Genomic DNA, 17,671 nt, shown 5'->3' with positions numbered 1-17,671 from the left:
CATCAGATCTGGGTTTCCGGGGTAGTGACGTAGATGTCCTGGCCCTCGCAGAGCTTGAGCTGGCAGGACAGCCGTGAGTTGTCCTCGCGGTCCACCGCCGTGCCGTAGAGCATTTCGTCTTCCATCTCTTCCATCTCCGGAAGCTGGTCGAGGGTATCCTCGCGGACAAAAACGTGGCAGGTGGCGCAGGACAGCGAGCCGCCGCACTCGGCGACGATTCCGGGCACGCCGTTGCGCACCGCGGTTTCCATGACCGAGTCGCCGGGGTTGCCTTCGACGTCGCGGACGACGCCTTCAGCGTCGGTGAAATGAACCGTAGGCATGGGTTCTCCTTTTCGGTTGCAGTGCCTAAATGAACTGGCGGCCGCCGTCGACCACCATGGTTTGTCCGGAGATGTACGAGCTATCCGGCCCGGCCAGGAACAGCGCCGCGCCCACAATGTCCTCGGGCTGGCTGGCACGCTTGAGCGCGCCGCGGTCCACGCCGTAGTTCTCGGCGTTTTCCATCAGCCCGTAGCTGGCCTCGGTGAGCGTGAAGCCGGGCGCGATGGCGTTGACGGTGATGTTGCGCCGGCCCAGTTCCTTGGCCAGCACCCGGGTCATCGCCACCACCCCGCCCTTGGACGCCACGTAGTGCAGCCACTGCTCGGAGCCGGAGTAGATGGTGGCGGAGGACAGGTTGATGACCCGGCCGCCGTCGGGCAGGTACGGGCTCGCGGCGCGGGTTACCAGCCACGGGCCCTTGAGGTTCACGTTCATCACCAGGTCCCATTCGGCCGGGTCGATCTCCTCGAACGGAGTCCGGGTCACCGTGGCGTAAATGGCGGCGTTATTAAGCACGACGTCGATGCTCCCCTGCCCGAAGTCGGCGCACCTTTGGGCGAGGGCCTCGGTGGAGGCGACGTCGGTGACGTCCGCTTCGAAGGCCTCGGCTTCGGCTCCGGCTTCGCGGACCAGCGCCGCGGTCTTTTCGGCGCCGGCCAGATTGGTGTCGGCCGCCGCTACCCGGTAGCCGCGGGACGCGAAGCCCAGGGCGAAGGCCCGGCCGAGTCCGCCGGCGGCGCCGGTGATCAGCACGGTCCGCGTGTCGGAGCCGGGGTGCCCGCCGTGGCGGGCAGCTGCGGAATCCAGAGGAGGCTGTGTCATGGTCAAACTTTCCTGTTGGGATGTGCCGGACCGGGGCCCGGGGAACGGGCTCGCCCGGTCCGGCACTGGGTGCGCCTGTTAGCGGCGCCGTGCTCAGACGTGGCTGTGGCTGTGCGCGCCGGGTCCGGCGACCGCCGGTTCGGCTTCGGCATCCAGGATCTGTACGGTTCCCTTGGTGCCGTCCACCCGCAGCCGCTGGCCGGTCTTAATGGTGGTGGACGCCGAGCCGGTACCCGTCACCGCCGGCAAGCCATACTCGCGGCAGACGATGGCCGCGTGGCTCATCATGCCGCCGATGTCCGTGACGGTGGCCTTGATCTTGCCGAAGATCGGGCCCCAGCTTGGTGCGGTCACCGTGGCCACCAGGATCTCGTCCTGCTGGACCTCGGCGAGCTGGTCGGAATCGTGGATCACCCGTGCAAATCCTTCCACCACGCCTGGCGAAGCGGCCATGCCGCGCAGCCCGCCGCCTTCGACTTCTTCGCCCTCGCCCAGCCACTGCTGGACCTGCTCGGTGGTGATGCCCCAGAGCATCCGGGTGAACGGTTCTGTGATGGAGGCCGGCGGAGTGTTCAGCGCCGGCGCCGGACGGGCGGTCTTGAGCGCGTCCACGATCCCGCGGCGGCGTTCGATTTCCTCCGGCCAGTAGGTGGGCCCGATCGGTTCGGCGCCGACGCCCCAGCCGGTGACCAGATCGAAGAGCGCGTCGCGGACTTCGTTCCGGTTCAGGTACAGCAGGTCATCCGGCTCCGTCCAGAAGCCCTCGGCGTGCATCATCCGGGAGAGTTCGCGGATCTTGCGCCAGAAGACGCCCATGGTCCAGTGCTCGATGTAGAAGTTGTGGTTCTCCACGTACGGGTACGCGGTCGCGGCCAGCTGGCGCTTCGCGTCGAACACCGACTGGGCCTCGCCCTCAAGCAGGTCGCGGTATTCCTCCACGATCCGCTCCTTCTCCGCCACCAACTCCGCGACCGGGCGCATGATCTCCTGGCCTTCGTCCAGCCGGCGGATGTAGTCGGCAATGTAGCCCAGCGGAATTTCCTGGTGCTCGTTCCAGTACTTGTCGTGCCCGTAGAAACCGTTGCCCACGGTGAAGTTGAACCACGGGTCCTTGGCTTCCTCGTAGCGGGCGATCCAGCGCTCGCCGCCCGCGGAGGCGCGGACCGTGGCCAAGGTGGCATCGACGTCGTCGGTGTTGGCAAAGGCGGATTGGATGCCCAGCTCCACCGCCAGCTTGGCCAGATGCTTGAGCTCGTCGTCCGGACGGAACAGTTCCATGTCCACGCCCTGGACCATAGTGGCGATCGACTGGTCCGGGATGTTCGGGAACACTTCCTTGCAGAAGTTGAAGAAATCCAGGTAGGCGATGTAGCCCAGGTTCAGGAACTCGAAGTGGTACTGCCAGTTCTGGTAGGCCAGCTGGATCAGCCGGTCGTAGTTCTCCAGCAGCACCTCGGAGCCGTCCTTGGCCTTGCCCGTGGTGATGTCCTCCATCGGCACCATGTCCGGCAGCTTCTTGAAGGAGATGGTCTCCATCTCCTCGATGGTGCCGCGGACCTTCACGTGCCACTGCTTGAGCAGTTCCTCCCAGTTCTGGAAGTAGTGGCCCACCCGCTGCTCGAAATGCGGGACGCGGTCGGCGATTTGGTCCTCGGGAACCGGGATCGGGGACATGTACAGGTAGCCCAGATGCACGCGGAACTCGATGCCGTTGGCGTTGGGAATCATCAGGTGGCGGGCGTTGTACTGGCCCAGGCACTTGACCGCGAACTCACCGCCGATGGTCTCGAACGGCTTGAAGACGGTGGGCCAGTGCTGGCTGTCGCAGAACCAGAACTTGGCGTCTTCCTGTTCCTTGAGCTTGTCCTGGAACACCAGGTAGTAGGGGTAGATCTTCTCCCAGCCTTCGGCGCCGGCGGGAACCGGCAATTCGGACGGCTTCGGGAAGGACTTCATGGACATGGCGGTCCTTTCGGTGGCGGCTCTGCGTTGAGCCTGGGACGGTTCGAACAGTGGAACGGTACTGCCTGAAACGGATGGAGCAGGTAGTGCGTGGAGCGATCAGATGGAGGCCTTCATCAGCGAGGCGGTGATGCTGCCCAGGCTGAAACCCGACGTGCCGGAGGCGCTGCTCGCGGAGGCGGAGTTCCCGTCCGCGGGTTTCGGCGAGGAGATGCCCGCCCCGAGCACCGAGGCATAGCCGCCGGATCCCGGCGTTACCGCGGAGGAGGCTTTTTTGGCCGAGTGGACGGTCTCCGGACGGGACTGCAGCAGCAGCAGGTTTTCGCCGTCAGGCAGGTCGTGGTCCAGCGCCCACTCGATGTCCTGCGGGCACTTGTAGTGCTTCTCCGCCCGCTTGGCCATCTGTGCAACGGCTTTCAGCTCGTCGTCGGTCAGGCAGCGGCGGGAGCGCCGTTCGGCGTCGACCTCGCGCTCTACCAGGCTGCGGGCTGAGGCATCCGGTACCAGCTCGGCGTGCTTGTCGCCGATGTGTTCCGTAATCGGGACCAGCGTGACCTTGTCCAGCACCATGTTGTCCGGCGTGACCTGCCCGGAGACCACCATTTCGCCGACGCCGTAGGACGCGTCGATGGTGATCTTGGAGCGGTCCCCGTTCGCCGGATCCAGCGTCATGGCGACGCCGGAAACCTTGGCGTTGACCATCTTCTGCACCACCACGGCCATGGACAGGCCTTCGTCCGGGATCTTGTTCTTGAGCCGGTAGATGATGGCGCGGGAGGTGTACAGCGACGCCCAGCAGCTGCGGATGTGCTCGCCCACGGCAGCGAACCCCTCCAGCCACAAGTAGGTGTCCTGCTGGCCGGCGAAAGACGCGTCCGGCAGGTCTTCGGCAGTAGCGGAAGAGCGGACTGCCACCGGCACCGGCGCGTCGAAGCGGGACATCAGGTCCTCGTAGGCCTCGATCGTCTGGGCGCGCATGTCGGCCGGAACCGGCCGGGAGCAGATGTCCTCGCGGATGGCGGCCGACACCGCGTCCACCTGGGCGACGTCTTCGGGATCGAGGCCAGCCAGCAGCTGGTTGATGTGCCCGGTGATACCGGCTTCCTGCATGAAGCGGTCGAACTGGGCGGTGGTGACCACGAAGCCTGGGGGAACCGGCATGCCGGCAGAGGTCATGGTGACCAGGGATGCGCCCTTGCCGCCGAGGTTTTCGAGCTTGGGTTCAACGCCGCCGTCGAAAAATTGGATGAATTCATTGCTGTGCATGGTGTTCAGGCCTCCCAGCTAACGGGAACGGTTTCGGGGACTCGGAAGGAGATGTTCTCGCGGAACTCGATGCCCTCCGGGCTCTCCAGCTTCAGGTTGGGTGCCAGCCGGGCCACCTCTTCGAGCGCGATCTTGGCCTGCAGTTTGGCCAACATGTTGCCGAGGCAGTAGTGGATGCCAAAGCCGAAGGACAGGTGCTCGCGGGCGTTGCCGCGGGAGATGTCGAACTCCTCGCCGTCCTCGAACCGGGCGGCGTCGCGGTTGGCCGAGCCCATCAGCAGCAGCAGTTCGCCGCCCTCCGGGATCTTGACCCCGCCCACTTCGGTGTCCTTAAGCGCCTTCCGGCGCCAGCCGACGATCGATCCGGAGAATCGCAGCACTTCGTCGATGGCTCCCGGGATCTTCTTGGGTTCCTCCACCAGCTGCTGCCACTGCTCCGGACGGGCCAGCAGCACGCGCAGCGAGTTGGCAATCAGGGTGGTGGTGGTCTCGTGTCCGGCGAACAACAGGGAGTACAGGATCGAGGCAATCTCGTGGTCGCTGATCTCCGCGCCGTCCTGCTGCGCCTTGACCAGGTCGGCGGTCAGGTTGTCGCCGCCTTCCTCATGGGCCACGCGGACCAGGCGCAGGCACTCCTGCCAGTACTCCACCAGGTTGTGCGCGTGCGGGATCTGCTCTTCGTCGCTCAGGTCCCCCCAGGTCATGGCCGCGCGGGAATCAGACCAGCGCTTGAACGTGTCCACCTGCGAAACGTCGGCGCCAATCAGGGTCAGGATGGTGACCGTCGGGACGGTGTAGGCCAGGTCGCGGACCAGTTCGCCGCGGCGCTCCGGTCGGGCCAGCATCGCCTCCAGTTGGTCCACCACGTTCTGCCGGATGAACGGTTCCAGCGCCTTGTAGCGGCGCGGGGTGAAGGCCTTCTGCGCCACCGCGCGGATCCGGGTGTGCTCCGGCGGCCGACGGGCGGACAGCCCCGAGTAGGCGGTGAAGCCCCCGTCTTCCATGATCTTGGTGGCCTGCGGACCGCGCTTGCGCACCGGGGCCTGGGCGTTCTCGCTGGAGAAGGTTTCCCAGTCGTCGAAAACGGCCTTGATGTCGTCGTAGCGGGAGACAACGTAGTAGCCGACCCGCTCATCGAACATCACGGGCTGTTCATTCCGCAGTTCGGCGTAGGCCGGGAACGGGTCCTTCATTTGGAACGGCTCGTAGCCGTGGTGTCCGGCAGGGGCCTCGGCACCGTGGCCAAACGGACAAGCTGCCGTTTCGGTTGAGGATGACATCTGGAACTCCTTGGGGTCGGCTCCCGCGGCGGCCGTTTCCGGCTCCGGCGGGTTGATCTCACTCCAGTGTTGCCCACGTCACCCTGTGACGCACATCTACCTCTTCCACTGAGTGGAAACGAATAGTGCTTAGCTTCTCGCCGTGAAGTCCGCAAGCCGGCGGGGCTGCAGCGCCGTCAATGCGCTGGGTGGCTCAGCTTGTGCGCACCGCGTGGCTGCCCAGCAGCGACTCCAGCGGGATGTGCGCGGTTGCCCGCTCGATCTGCGCCGAGACGCCGCGCAGGACGGGAAGGTGCCGGGTCATCGTCGCGGCCTGGGCGGTGAGCAACACCAGCCCCAGACCGGCCCCGATCCTGCCGGTATGGAAAACCGGCACGGCAATGGAGCAGGAGCCAAGCCGGACTTCCTCCAGCGTGGTGGCATACCCCTGCTCGCGGATCTGGTCCAGCTCCTCGGCCAGCCGCCCGGGAACGACGTGGGTGTGCGCCGTGGGCCGCTCCAACTGCCGGTTCAGGTACGCGGTGCGAACCCATTCCTCCTCGTACGCCAGGATTACTTTCCCGACGGCGGTGGCGTGCATCGGCAGCCGGCCGCCCACCCTGGAGGCGCGCGGGACGCGTTTGGTGCCGTAGATGCGCTCGATGTAGAGCACTTCGTGGCCTTCCCGGACGGCCAGTTGCGAGGTTTCTCCGGTGAGCGAGAACAGGTCCTGCACGAACGGCCGCGCGGCGTCGCGCAATTGGCGGCCGGCATTCTGCGCCAGCTCCCAGAGCCGGATGCCCAATTGGTACCGGCCGTTGGCGCCGCGGGTGAGGAAGCCCCAGTCGGTAAGTTCGGCGACCAGCCGGTGCGTGGTGCTCAGCGGCAGCCCCGAGCCTTCGGCAATTTGGGTCAGGCTCAGCGCGGACCGCGATTGTTCAAAGGCTTCCAGAATGGCCAGCACCCGGGACGTGACCGAACGCCCCGACTCGCGGCTACCGCCGGCCATAGCTGCCTCCCACGTTCCGCAGGCGGACTCGTGGAGCCGGGCACCGCCGTCGTCATTCCCTCCGGGCTCCACCGCCGGCGCCTTGTCGGCAGCCGGCCGACACCGAGTCTAGCGCCCCAGCAGCACCTGGCGCTGTGGCCACAGCGTTGCCGACTCCAGCGCGGACAGCGCCCGCGCCATGGCCTCGGCCTCCTCGGTGAACAGGTGGCCGAGCACGCGCTGGCTGCAGAGCCGCAGGGCCTGGCCGCGGTCCAGCCCGAACCATTCCATCACCGTATCCACGCCGTGCGGGCTGAGCCGCCAGGTTTTGTCCGCGTCCTTAACGATCGCGTCCTCGATCGAGAGCGCTTCCTTGCGCGAATCGTGCCCGTCGATGATCTCCAGGATGCGCGGGATGAGCTCCGCCGGGTGGCCGGCGTCCTCGAGGATGCCCGCCGCCAGCCGGGCGCCTTCCTTCTCGTGCAGCAGCACCAGGTCCGGCCGGCCGCCGCCGGGGGCGATGGCAGAGAGCACCTCGTCCGGCGGCACCTGGGACCAACCAACGTCGTGCAGCATGATCGCCGGAAGCACGACGTCGGCGTCCGCCTCCGGATGCGCGGCCAGCATGGCTTGGGCCAGCCCGAACGCGTACAGCGTGTGCGCGTCGTTGTCCCGGACGGCCAGGAGCGGGGCGGCCTGCTCCCAGATCCGGGCCAGATGCCCCTCCAACTGCAGCACTCCATCCGGATCAGCCTCGATCGCGGCGGTGACGTCGTGGCCGTACAGGTTTCCGGCAGGCTTCAGCTTGGTCATGCTCCACAGCATGCCGGGCCGAACGGCGCCGGGCAACCGCCGGTTTCCGCTGGGTGGAAGGTGGTGGTAGCGGGCTTCGACTAGGGCGGGGCGCGCCTGTGGGAAGCGGGTGCCGCAGGCACGGTAGCGGCGCACGCAGTTGGAGGAGGCGCCACGCCCGCCGCAGCACCCGCCGAGGCAGCACCGTTCGGCGAGCTGTCCACGTTTTACCGGATGCTTAAGCATCATGCCTAGTCAGAAGCGGGTCCGCGCTCCAAAACTTGGACATTTATAGCTAAACGTGGACAGTTGCTTCGCTGCAGGAGGGCCAGCCGGGACAGCGTGCAGGGAAGGGAGCGCCCGGCCGGGAGGGCCCAGCCGGGCGCGCCCCAGCCGGCCGCCAGTTCATTTCGCTCCCACGTCTTGAAAGGGCTCGTCGACATCGTCCCAAGTCAGGGCCATTTGGACCCTCGGAAACGTGGGAAGTTAGGCCGATACTTGGGAGCGAACGCCGTAACCTCCCGTATTCCGCATCCGCTCGGCCCGCTCGGCAGCCCCTCAAGCCCGGCCGCTCGGCCGCTTTCGCATGGGGAGTCCCGATCTGTACGGCAGGAGTCTCCCCGGGTAGTACCCACGCCCGGCGCGCCAGCCCCCTCCACGCCGCCACCCCGCCGGCGCGCTCAGCCGCCACTAGCCCGTATTTCGCAGGCCTGCGGCAATCCCGTTGACGGTGATCAGCATGGCCCGCTGCAGCGCCTCGTCCGGTTCCGACGCCCGAATGCGCCGCAGCAGCTCCACCTGCATGTAGGAGATCGGGTCCAGGTACTGGTCCCGGACATCCAGCGAGCGCTGCAGCACCGGCTGGTTGTCCAGCAGTTGGTTTTCGCCGGTGAGCATGCGGATTTCCGCCACGGTGAGCTCGTACTCGGCGCGGATGTCGTCGAACAGGTGCCGCAGCTTGGCGGGAACCAGCGTGGAGACGTAATGCGCTGCGATTTCCAAGTCGGTCTTGGCCAGCGTCATTTCCACATTCGAAATGAAGGACTGGAAATAGTGCCAGTTGCTGATCATTTCGCGCAGCAGCGGCTGGAGCCCGGCGGCCCGGGCTGCCCGCAGGCCGCTGCCCACGCCGTACCATCCGGGAACGATTTGCCGCGACTGGGTCCAGCCGAACACCCAGGTGATGGCCCGCAGCTTGCCGAAGCCCGGTCCGGCGGCCGGGCCAGCTTCCGGACGATCCGCCGGACGCGAACCGAATTTCACGGCGCTCAGCTGCTCCACCGGCGTTGACGCCCGGAAGTACTTTGGCAGATCCGGATGCTCCACCAGCGAACGGTACCGCCCATACGCCGCGCCGGAGATCTCCTCCATCGCGGCGTGAAAGCGACCGCGCTCGGCCTCCGACGTCCTTGGCTCCTGGTGCAGGGCGGACGCCTGCAGCACGGCCGCCAGCGCCAGCTCCAGGTTCTCGCGGGCCAGCTCAGGCAGCGTGTACTTGTCCGAAATGACTTCGCCCTGCTCGGTGAACTTGATCTCGCCGGCCAGCGCGCCGTTGGGCTGGGCGAGGATCGCGTCGTACGTCGGCCCGCCGCCACGCCCCACCGATCCGCCGCGGCCGTGGAAGAAGCGCAGCCGCACGCCGTGCCTGGCCGCAACATCCCGCAGCACCAGCTGGGCCTTGTGGATCTCCCACTGGCTGGTGGCCACGCCGGCTTCCATGTTGGAGTCGGAGTAGCCGAACATGACTTCCTGCAGGTCCCCGCGCAGTTGCACGATCCGGCGGTACTGCGGATCCGAGAGCAGATCGTCCAGGATCTGCCCGCCGCTGCGCAGGGCCTCCACGCTTTCCAGCAGCGGCGCGAACCCGATCGCCGCCGCCGGCTCGGCCCCGCTCAAGTCAACAAGTCCGGCCTCGCGCGCCAGCACAACCGCCGCCAGCACGTCGTCCGCGCCGCGCACCCGAGACACGATGTACGTCTCCACCGCGTCCGGGCCGTACTGGCGGAGCGCGTCCGCGATCGCCTGGAAAACCTCCAGCGTGCGCGCGCGCTTCTTTTTTAACGACGACGGCGGTGCCAGCGGCCCGGGTGAGAGCAACAACGAGGAGAGCAGCTGCTGCCGCGGGCCTGGCGCCAGCTCCAGGTAGTTTGCGGGCCCGGCATCATCCACCGCTGCGGTGACCGGTGCCGCCGTAGCAGCCGGCCCACCCACCGGCGCACCGGCGGCTACACGTGCGCCGTCACAAGCCGGACCGTTCGCCGCCCCACCCGCCGCCACCCGTTCGGCGTCGCGGGCCGCCAGCAGCGCCGCGACGGCCTTGTGGTGTTTGCCCGCGTTGTCTCGAAAATCCAAGGTGGCCAGATGCAGTCCGATGGTGGAAACCGCCCGGCGCACCGCGGCCAGCGAACCGTCGGCCACCAGCGACGCGGTGTGCGCACGCAGCGACTGCTCGATCAGCGCCAGATCGGCCAGCACCTCCGCCGTCGAGCTGTAGTCCCGCCCCGGTTCGTGCGGCAGCTGGCGCTGGATCCGGGCGCCGGTGTTCAGGAGTTTCGCCTTGATGCAGGTCAGCTTCAGCCGATACGGCTCGTTCGCATTAAGCTCGCGCACTCGCCCATCCAGGCCCGGAAGGTTGTCCAAGTCCTTGGCGATGGATTCCAGCAGCTCGCCGCTGGCGGCCACGATCGTCGTCGAGTTGGAGAGCACCGCGATCAGGGTGTCCACAAAATCGATGTTGATCCGCACTGCGTGCTGGTTCTGCAGCTGGAAGACCTCATGCGTCACGTCCACGGTGACGTGGGGATTGCCGTCCCGGTCGCCGCCGATCCACGAGCCGAAGCGCAGCGGGGCGCCGTCGTCGGGCAGTGTCACCCCGTGTTCGGAGAGCAGTTCGGACAGGTCGCCCATCAGCTCCGGCATGGTGTTGGTCAGGATGTTGCCCAGGTAGTAGGCCGCGTTGCGGGCCTCATCCACCGGGCTGGGCCGCACATGCCGCAGCTCGTCCGTCTGCCACATCTGGTCGATGATTTCGGCCAGACGCCGGTCCTGCCGCCGCCGCGCAGTGCTGCCCTCCGCCGTCGTCGTGGAGAGAAGATCGGAGATGGCCCGTAGCTTGTCCAAAACGGTCCGGCGCGACGCCTCGGTGGGATGGGCAGTGAAGACCGGCCGGACGTCCAGTTGGTTGACCGCGCGCTGCAGCGCTTCCGGCCCGGCTTCATCGGCGATCTGCGCGACGGTGCGCAGCAGTTGTCCGTCCTCCTCGGGCCGGACGCGCAATTGGCGCACGCGGTGCACCTGTTCGGCGGCGTTGGCCAGGTGGAAGTAGAAGGCGAACGCCCGCACCAGATCGGTGGCTTCGCTGACGTCCAGGCCGGCAAGCAACTCGCGGACCTGATCGATCACGTCGCGCGCGGTCCACGGTCCGGTCGCTTCGCCCTCGCCGCGGGCCGCTTCCTTGGATTCCTTGGTCAGCAGCCGCACTTGTTCCACCAGGTCCAGCAGGTCCGGCCCGTGCTGGCGCACCAGCGATTCGCCCAGCAGCGTGCTCACCCGGCGCACGTCGGCGCGCAGGCTCGCGTCGAGCTCCCGATCGCGGGCGGCGTGCGGCATGGGCCTGGTCCTTTCGCGTCCTACAGGGCTCGCCGGTTGGTGCCGGCTGGGCGGATTCCGCAGCAAGAGCGCGTCATCCCCTCAAGCGTACGACGGCGGCGCCCTCCGACCGCGGTCCCGTCGCCTCCCGTACCACCGCCCAGGCGCCGCAGGACAGGTGGTGCCACACCTCTCGCCTGCGCGCGGTTTACTTCGGTGCCATCCGGATGGCCCCGTCCAGCCGGATGGTCTCGCCGTTGAGCATGCTGTTGGCCACGATGTGCGCGGCAAGTTCCGCGTATTCCGCCGGCCGGCCTAGCCGGGACGGGTGCGGCACCTGATGGCCCAGCGACTCCTGCGCCTGCTGCGGCAGTCCGGCCATCATCGGGGTCTCGAAGATGCCGGGCGCAATAGTGACCACCCGGATCAGCGAGCGCGCCAGTTCCCGGGCCAGCGGCAGCGTCATCGCCGCCACCCCGCCTTTGGAGGCGGCGTAGGCAGGCTGGCCGATCTGGCCGTCGAACGCCGCCACCGAAGCCGTGTTGATGATGACGCCGCGTTCCGGGCCGCCCAGTTCGGTTTCTACCGGTTCGGTTGCAGCCATCGCGGCTGCCGCCAGCCGGATCACGTTGAAGGTGCCGATGAGATTGATCTGGACCACCTTGCTGAACGCTTCCAGAGGCAGCACGCCGTCCCGCCCCAGCACCTTGCCCGGCGTGCCGACGCCGGCGCAGTTCACCAGTATGCGCAGCGGCCCCATCCCCGCCGCGCGGTCCACCGCTGCCTGCACCTGGTCGACATCGGTCACATCGGCGGGTGCAAACAGGGCCCGCTCCCCCAGTTCGGCAGCGAACTCCTCCCCCTTCGAACCGGGCAGATCCAACAGCACCACCGACGCGCCGGCAGCATGCAGCCGGCGGGCGGTCGCCGCACCCAACCCTGATGCTCCGCCGGTAATCAGGGCAACAGCTCCGGAAACCTCCACTGAGTCCTCCTCATCCTCTGAACGTGCTTCTTTCCGCCGCCGGCCAAACCGGCAGCACCGGTGTGCGGTGCCGCCGCCAGCCGGCAGGCCGGCCGCGCACCGACCGGCCGCACCGCTCACCTCAGCCTAGTGTGGCCCGGCGCACACCGCGGTCACCGGTGGGGTCTGCGGCCGGGGTCTGCGGCCGGGGTCCGCGGCCCGGGGTCCGGGGCCCCGGCCAGCATGCCCGGCCTGCTGGAGCACCCATCCGCCGTTAGGCTAATGCCCATGCGCACCCCGCCCGGCGGCGGAGCCCTCCGCCCGCCCAACCCGACGCTAGCGGCAGGCCGCGCGGATGAGGCAGCGATCGCCGTCGTCCGCCATTTCGGCCACCGCTGGCTGGGGCTGCCCTTCACCCTGCTGGGCGCCGTCCGCCGGCCCTCGCACGGCCAGAGCGGACCGTGGCACTACTGGTGGCAGGCGCATTTTTTGGACTGTCTGGTGGACGCCGGCCGGCGGGAGCTGCGCCGGGGGCAGCATTACGACGGCGGCAACGGACCGAGCGCGGGACGTCTGGCTGCCCGGCTGCTGCGCACGGTGCGGTGGCGCAATGGCTTCCGCTTCACCAACGACTATTACGACGACATGGCCTGGCTGGCGCTGGCCACGCAGCGGCTGGATGCGCTGGCAGCCGAGGCGGCCAAGCCGCGCTTTCGGAACAGGACCGCTGCCTCCCGGCTGCTGGCGCAGCTGGAATCGGCGCACACCCCGGATCTGGGCGGAGGCTTGTTCTGGAGCACTGCCCGGGACTTCAAGAACACACCGGCCACCGCGCCGGCCGCGCTGTATCTGGCCCGCACGGGCGACACCGGGCAGGCCGCGCGGCTGCTGGACTGGCTGGATACCGAACTGTACGCACCGGAGCGGCGGCTGTACCTGGACGGCGTGCGCATCACCGGCGGGAAGCCCGTTCTGGTGCCGGACATCTATACCTACAACCAGGGGCCGGTGCTCGGGGCGCTGCTGGCGGTGGGCCGGGACACCGATCTGAAGCGCGCCGCCGAGCTGGTGCACGGCATCGCGGCCGGCCTGGTGCAGCAGCCCGAAGTCACCGAGGAAGAGGGCCGGAAACTGGTCCTGCGCACGCACGGTGCCGGCGACGGCGGACTGTTCACCGGGATTCTGGCGCGCTACCTGGCGGTGGCGGCGCGGTCCGACCAGCTGCCCGGCGAGGTGCGCGAACTGGCCGCGCGAATGGTCGCGGACACCGCCGCAGGATTTTGGGCCGGACGGGCCATCGAGAACCACCGCAGCTGGGAGGTCCTGGTCTTCTCCGCCGACCCGGCGGCGCCGGCGGCGGGGAAACCGGAGCCGGGCACCGGCGTCGAACTTTCCACGCAATTGCAGGCGTGGATGACGCTGGAGGCCGCCGCCACGCTGGCTGGTTGACCGCTGGCTGGTTGACCGCGGCAGCCAGGTGCGGACTCCGAGCGAAGGTCAGGACGGCTGTTTCTGCTGCGGGTACGGTGTTTCATGCCGGGCCAGCATCTGCACGAACTCGGCGATCCGGCGCTGCCGGCCGGCGTCGGTTTTCAGCTGGCCCAGCCGGTGGATCAGGGCGTAGCGGTTCTGCGAGGTGAGCACGTCGAACATCGCCTGCGCCTCCGGCACCGCGGCGATCGCCGCGGCCAGGTCCGCGGGAACTTGGGCCGTGGCCGGGCCGGCGTAGGCCTTCTCCCAGCGACCGTCGGCCTGCGCCGCAGCCACAGCAGCCCGGCCGGCGTCGTGCATCTTGCCGGCCTGTTCCAACTTTTCGATGTACCGGACGTTGCGCTGCGACCAGATGCTGCGCTTGCCGCGCGGGGTAAACCGCTGGAACGAGCTTTCCGCATCCCGGCGTTTGCCTTGGCCGTCGATCCAGCCGAAACACAGGGCCTCTTCGAGCGCACCCGCGTAGTCCAGCGCCGTCACCGAGCCGCCCTTCTTGTGCAGGATGAGCCAGACACCGGGCGACGTGGCATGGTGTTCCTCCAGCCAGGCCCGCCAGGCGGCTGCGTCGGGCAACAACAATTCGGGAAGTTCTGCAGGCATGCCTTATGCCAGCATGCCAGGGCCCCGCCGTCTAGTAGTTTCGGAAGTATCTTCGTTGCTGACTTGAAGGAGACTGCTGTGCTGCGTGTCCGCCCCGTTGTGTTCACGTCTCGGATCGAGCCGTGGCGGGAACTGCTGACCACGGCCGGGCTGGTCTGCGCGGTTGACGACGGCGGGGCCTGGCTGGAGTTTGATGCCGCCTCCGGCCGGCTGGGACTGCACCGGGTCGATGCCGGCGATCCCGCGGACGGCCGCTTGGAGCTGGGTTTCGAGGTCCGCGACCTGGACCAGTTCGCCCGCCGCACCGCAGCCGACGGCACCCAAGTGGCGATCGAAGACGCCGAGCACGGCCGCACCGCAAGGATTACCGCGCCATCGGGGTTCAGCTTCCTGGCCGATCCCGCCTCCCCGTTTTTCGGCAACCACCCCGGCCCCGACCAACCGGATCCGGCGCTGGCCGTGATGCCGGCTTGGGTGACGCCTGATGTCCCGGGTGCTGTTGCCACGCTCCGCGGGATCGGCGCGCACGCGCGGTTCGGCGACGCCGGCGAATGGGCGGACTTCGCGGCGAAGAACGGCGGGCTGGTCGCCGTGCGGCACGGCGCAAAAGAGCAGCTGGAACTTTCCTTTGAGTACGACGACGACCTGACCGCCCTGCGCGACCGTCTCACCGCGGCGGGAATCGCCTGCACCCCGGCGGAGGAGGGAGTCATTCAGACACTGCTCGTGGAGCATCCAGACGGTGCGGGTGCGGCCGCTTGGGGGCGGCTGCGGTTCAGCGTCCGAGCGGATGCCCCGGCCGGCCCCGCTGATGCCGACTGACCCGCGGGGACGCGCCGTTGCGGGCGGCTGGCGTGACTGGCATCGCAGCGGTGGGGTAGAACAAGTACATGAGCGTACGCACTCCCGACCCGTATCCCGGCTGGCTTTCCAACGAGGATCTGCACGAGGCCCGGCAACGTTTACCCATGCTCTACGTGGAGGCGGTGCCGGTGCGGCTGGATTCGCTGGGGTACGTCACGGAGATCGGCCTGCTGCTGCAGGCTTCCGCCGAAGGCGAGATGGTGCGCACCTTCGTATCCGGACGGGTGATGTACCGCGAGACGGTCCGCGCCGCGCTGCTGCGCCACTTGGAAAAGGACCTGGGCCCGCTGGCCTTTCCGCAGCTGCCGGCCAGCCCGGTGCCGTTCACCGTGGCAGAGTACTTCCCCTCTCCGTCCGAGACCGGGCTGACCGATGACCGGCAGCACGCCGTGGCACTGGCCTACGTCATCCCGGTCACCGGCGAATGCAATCCACGCCAGGACGCATTGGAGCTGAGCTGGATGACGCCGGAAGATGCCCTCAGCCCGGCGGTCCAGTCCGAGTTCATCGGCGGCCGCGGCAATCTCCTGCGCCAGGCGCTGGCCCACGCAGGCTGGTGCCGCTGACCGCAGGTCCGGCGGGAGCCCGGTCCGACAGGAGCGCGGCAATCCGACGGGCTCCTGGTCCGGCGGCGGCCCGGCAATCCGACGGGCTCCTGGTCCTTCGGCCCACTCGGTCCGACAGCGGCCGGGCTCCAGCAGAACATGGTCCGGCGGCATCCGGCCCGGTCGGACGGAGCCCGTCGAGTTGATCGGCGGCGCTCCTATCTGGGCAGCGTCCAGGTGTACATCTGGGCGGCCAGATCCCGGGACTGCTCCTGATGCTGGTCCTGACAGCGCAGCCGCTCCAGGGTCACCGGCCGCTGGCTGCGCCGGTTGGCAAAATCCATCAGGATCAGGCCCGCAACGCGCAGCAGAACGGTGAGGCGGCTCCTGCTGCGGAACTGTTCGGGCTGGACGGGTGCGTGCGTTGGCACGTGGCCGGCGCGGGCCTCGGGGGCAAGAATGACGCTCATGGCGGGATTCAACTTTCACAGAACGTAGGGCTGCTGTGCGTGGGTGCGGCTTCCCCGGAGGCCTAGGACGAACGCGGTTCCGGGAGTTTTTCGATATCTAGACGCTATCCACCATCGCGGTCACGTCTGGTCCGCGATCCTGCTCCGAATTTCAAATAGTTCGAGCAAGCACATCGTCCATTGGCCCGGCCCCGCCGGCCGGTGCCCCTGCTGCCACGGCGCTGTCCCCCGGCCGGTGAGGCAGGCGTCACCGTTCATCGCGTGCACGTTCGTAGCGTGCGCAGCGGACGCCGCGTGTAAGGCGCCACAGATGTGGCGTACAGGATGCGCCACATTCCGCGAGGACTGATCAGCGTTCCTTAGTCATGCTTGAAAAGTTCCCTCCAGCCCCCGGCATACAAGAGCAACTAGCGTCAGTAGCGCTCACCAGAGGGAAGGCAATGTGGCGCATCCTGTACGCACGTGTTCCGAAGCCCGCTAGGGGACGGACCAACGGCGCTTGCGGCGGTGGTTCTGCCAGAAACGTGGCGCCGGTTGCCCACTCCGCCAAGAGCCCGGCAGGCACCCCGCGCGAGAGCAGGGCGGGCGCGTCAAATGGGTTCGGCGGGCATGGTTGTGCTGCGGGTGACGGGCTTGTTCGGGGAGTTGGGATTGCGCCGCTCTGCTCGGCGCCGCTGAGATGACCACCACGATCCATCGTTTCATCATCGCGGCACGCGGGACACCACAGCGGGCCTCCCGTCCGAAAGGTAACGATTTCATATACTGATCTGACGATCGCGAGCGTGACTAAGGATTTACCCATGACGGAACAACAGGCAGAGACATTCATTCACCATGTCAAAGCCGAAAGCGTAGGCGCTGGCGCCCGGTTCCTGACGCGCTCCGGTGAGCATTCCGCCCCCGTGGCAGACACCGCCGTCGTGCCCGACGATTTCGGCACACCGGCGCTGGTGGTGGCCACGCTGGAAGACGGCAGCCGTGTGCGCATTGCCCACGGATCGCGCATCCGCATTGCTTCCTCGCGCAGGCCCGCCCAACTGCCTGGCGCGTTGGCGCAGGATGACCTAGAACTGATTCCGGCGGAGGAAGGCACACCGGAAGCCGTGGTGGTGGCGGTGGCCCGGGCGCATGGCCGACATGCCGGGGTCCAGCGGCTGGCCGCCCGCTTGAGCCGCGGCCTGAACACCAAGGCCGGCAGCCATCTGCAGGACGTGCGGGACCTCGCGCATACGTTGTTCGTGGAACTGGACGACCGCGAGCGCGCGCTCACGGTGTGCCGGCTGATCATCGACCAGCCCTTCGACGGGAACTTCGGCCGGTGGAAATGGATCGAGTCTTCGATGGCTATGGCCGCCTACATCTTGCGCGAATCAGGCGGCGAGGAAGAGAGGGCGGAAGCCCTGCAGCTAGCCGAAGCGTTGCGCGCGCCGGACGACGCCGACGAGGATCCTTTCCGCGCGAAAATCAATGCCGAGGTCCGCCAGCGCCAGTTGAACGAGCCGAACCTCTATGACAAAGAAATCCACCGGGCGATGGCTGCGGCGGACCACACGGCGGAACGTGAGTGGCGCGAACTGCGGCTGACCGCACTGCTGTACTTGCGCACGCACGGCGGGTCGGAGACCCTGGAACCGATCGAACTGGACCGCCGGATCAGCAACGAACTAGTCGCTATCCGCGCCCTGGACGTTCAACAACGGAACTCCTAAGCCCGACGCCGGGCTCTGGCCACT

15 protein-coding genes are annotated in these 17,671 nt (G+C 67.8%); 4 read left to right on the top strand and 11 right to left on the bottom strand.

The genetic code is table 11. From position 1 onward, the window contains the following. Window positions 1–2 precede the first annotated feature (2 nt). From AC5RWX_RS09050 to AC5RWX_RS09010, 9 genes are all read right to left on the bottom strand, one after another. Window positions 3–323, bottom strand: a complete 321-nt coding sequence (locus tag AC5RWX_RS09050) for a 2Fe-2S iron-sulfur cluster-binding protein (protein WP_493957392.1) — start codon at window positions 321–323, stop codon at window positions 3–5. A 25-nt stretch (window positions 324–348) separates the two neighbouring features. After that, the gene (locus AC5RWX_RS09045; RefSeq protein ID WP_493957393.1) at window positions 349–1,146 is read right to left on the bottom strand and encodes an SDR family NAD(P)-dependent oxidoreductase; all 798 of its coding nucleotides are present in this window, start codon (window positions 1,144–1,146) and stop codon (window positions 349–351) included. Window positions 1,147–1,239: 93 nt separating this feature from the next. Next, window positions 1,240–3,108, bottom strand: a complete 1,869-nt coding sequence (locus tag AC5RWX_RS09040; protein ID WP_493940996.1) for a PEP-utilizing enzyme — start codon at window positions 3,106–3,108, stop codon at window positions 1,240–1,242. A gap of 99 nt (window positions 3,109–3,207) precedes the next feature. Continuing rightward, window positions 3,208–4,374, bottom strand: coding sequence for a PEP/pyruvate-binding domain-containing protein (locus AC5RWX_RS09035; RefSeq protein ID WP_493957394.1), 1,167 nt, complete (start codon window positions 4,372–4,374; stop codon window positions 3,208–3,210). Between the two features lie 5 nt (window positions 4,375–4,379). Continuing rightward, window positions 4,380–5,654, bottom strand: a complete 1,275-nt coding sequence (locus AC5RWX_RS09030; protein ID WP_493940998.1) for a cytochrome P450 — start codon at window positions 5,652–5,654, stop codon at window positions 4,380–4,382. 193 nt (window positions 5,655–5,847) lie between these two features. After that, window positions 5,848–6,642 (bottom strand): IclR family transcriptional regulator, encoded by a 795-nt coding sequence (locus AC5RWX_RS09025; RefSeq protein WP_493941002.1) that lies wholly within the window; start codon window positions 6,640–6,642, stop codon window positions 5,848–5,850. Window positions 6,643–6,750: 108 nt separating this feature from the next. Next, window positions 6,751–7,434, bottom strand: coding sequence for an HD domain-containing protein (locus tag AC5RWX_RS09020; RefSeq protein ID WP_493944490.1), 684 nt, complete (start codon window positions 7,432–7,434; stop codon window positions 6,751–6,753). A gap of 669 nt (window positions 7,435–8,103) precedes the next feature. Continuing rightward, entirely contained in the window at window positions 8,104–11,022 is a 2,919-nt protein-coding gene (locus tag AC5RWX_RS09015; protein WP_493957395.1) for a phosphoenolpyruvate carboxylase, read from the bottom strand. A gap of 187 nt (window positions 11,023–11,209) precedes the next feature. Continuing rightward, window positions 11,210–11,986: a 3-hydroxyacyl-CoA dehydrogenase gene (locus AC5RWX_RS09010; protein ID WP_493957396.1), complete on the bottom strand. Its 777-nt coding sequence runs from the start codon at window positions 11,984–11,986 to the stop codon at window positions 11,210–11,212. A 267-nt stretch (window positions 11,987–12,253) separates the two neighbouring features. On the opposite strand from AC5RWX_RS09010, the gene AC5RWX_RS09005 reads away from it, so the two are divergent. After that, the gene (locus tag AC5RWX_RS09005) at window positions 12,254–13,414 is read left to right on the top strand and encodes a glycoside hydrolase family 76 protein (RefSeq protein ID WP_493957397.1); all 1,161 of its coding nucleotides are present in this window, start codon (window positions 12,254–12,256) and stop codon (window positions 13,412–13,414) included. 48 nt (window positions 13,415–13,462) lie between these two features. On the opposite strand, the gene AC5RWX_RS09000 is transcribed toward AC5RWX_RS09005, so the two are convergent. Continuing rightward, the gene (locus AC5RWX_RS09000; protein WP_493957398.1) at window positions 13,463–14,056 is read right to left on the bottom strand and encodes a YdeI/OmpD-associated family protein; all 594 of its coding nucleotides are present in this window, start codon (window positions 14,054–14,056) and stop codon (window positions 13,463–13,465) included. 78 nt (window positions 14,057–14,134) lie between these two features. Between AC5RWX_RS09000 and AC5RWX_RS08995 the strand changes: the two genes are divergently transcribed. Both AC5RWX_RS08995 and AC5RWX_RS08990 read left to right on the top strand, forming a co-directional pair. Then, entirely contained in the window at window positions 14,135–14,878 is a 744-nt protein-coding gene (locus tag AC5RWX_RS08995; RefSeq protein ID WP_493957399.1) for a VOC family protein, read from the top strand. A gap of 68 nt (window positions 14,879–14,946) precedes the next feature. Then, window positions 14,947–15,486, top strand: a complete 540-nt coding sequence (locus AC5RWX_RS08990) for an NUDIX hydrolase family protein (RefSeq protein ID WP_493939351.1) — start codon at window positions 14,947–14,949, stop codon at window positions 15,484–15,486. Window positions 15,487–15,683: 197 nt separating this feature from the next. Here the strand turns inward: AC5RWX_RS08990 and AC5RWX_RS08985 are convergent, their stop codons facing one another. Continuing rightward, entirely contained in the window at window positions 15,684–15,935 is a 252-nt protein-coding gene (locus tag AC5RWX_RS08985) for a hypothetical protein (RefSeq protein WP_493957400.1), read from the bottom strand. An 803-nt stretch (window positions 15,936–16,738) separates the two neighbouring features. Here AC5RWX_RS08985 and AC5RWX_RS08980 point away from each other — a divergent pair. Beyond that, complete coding sequence (locus AC5RWX_RS08980; RefSeq protein WP_493939353.1) at window positions 16,739–17,647, top strand: DUF6707 family protein; 909 nt, start codon at window positions 16,739–16,741, stop codon at window positions 17,645–17,647. Window positions 17,648–17,671 lie beyond the last annotated feature (24 nt).

This window comes from Arthrobacter sp. SPT-J7, assembly GCF_059089965.1.
Note: the sequence above shows the minus strand (reverse complement) of the source record. Positions and strands in the feature narration are given on the sequence as shown.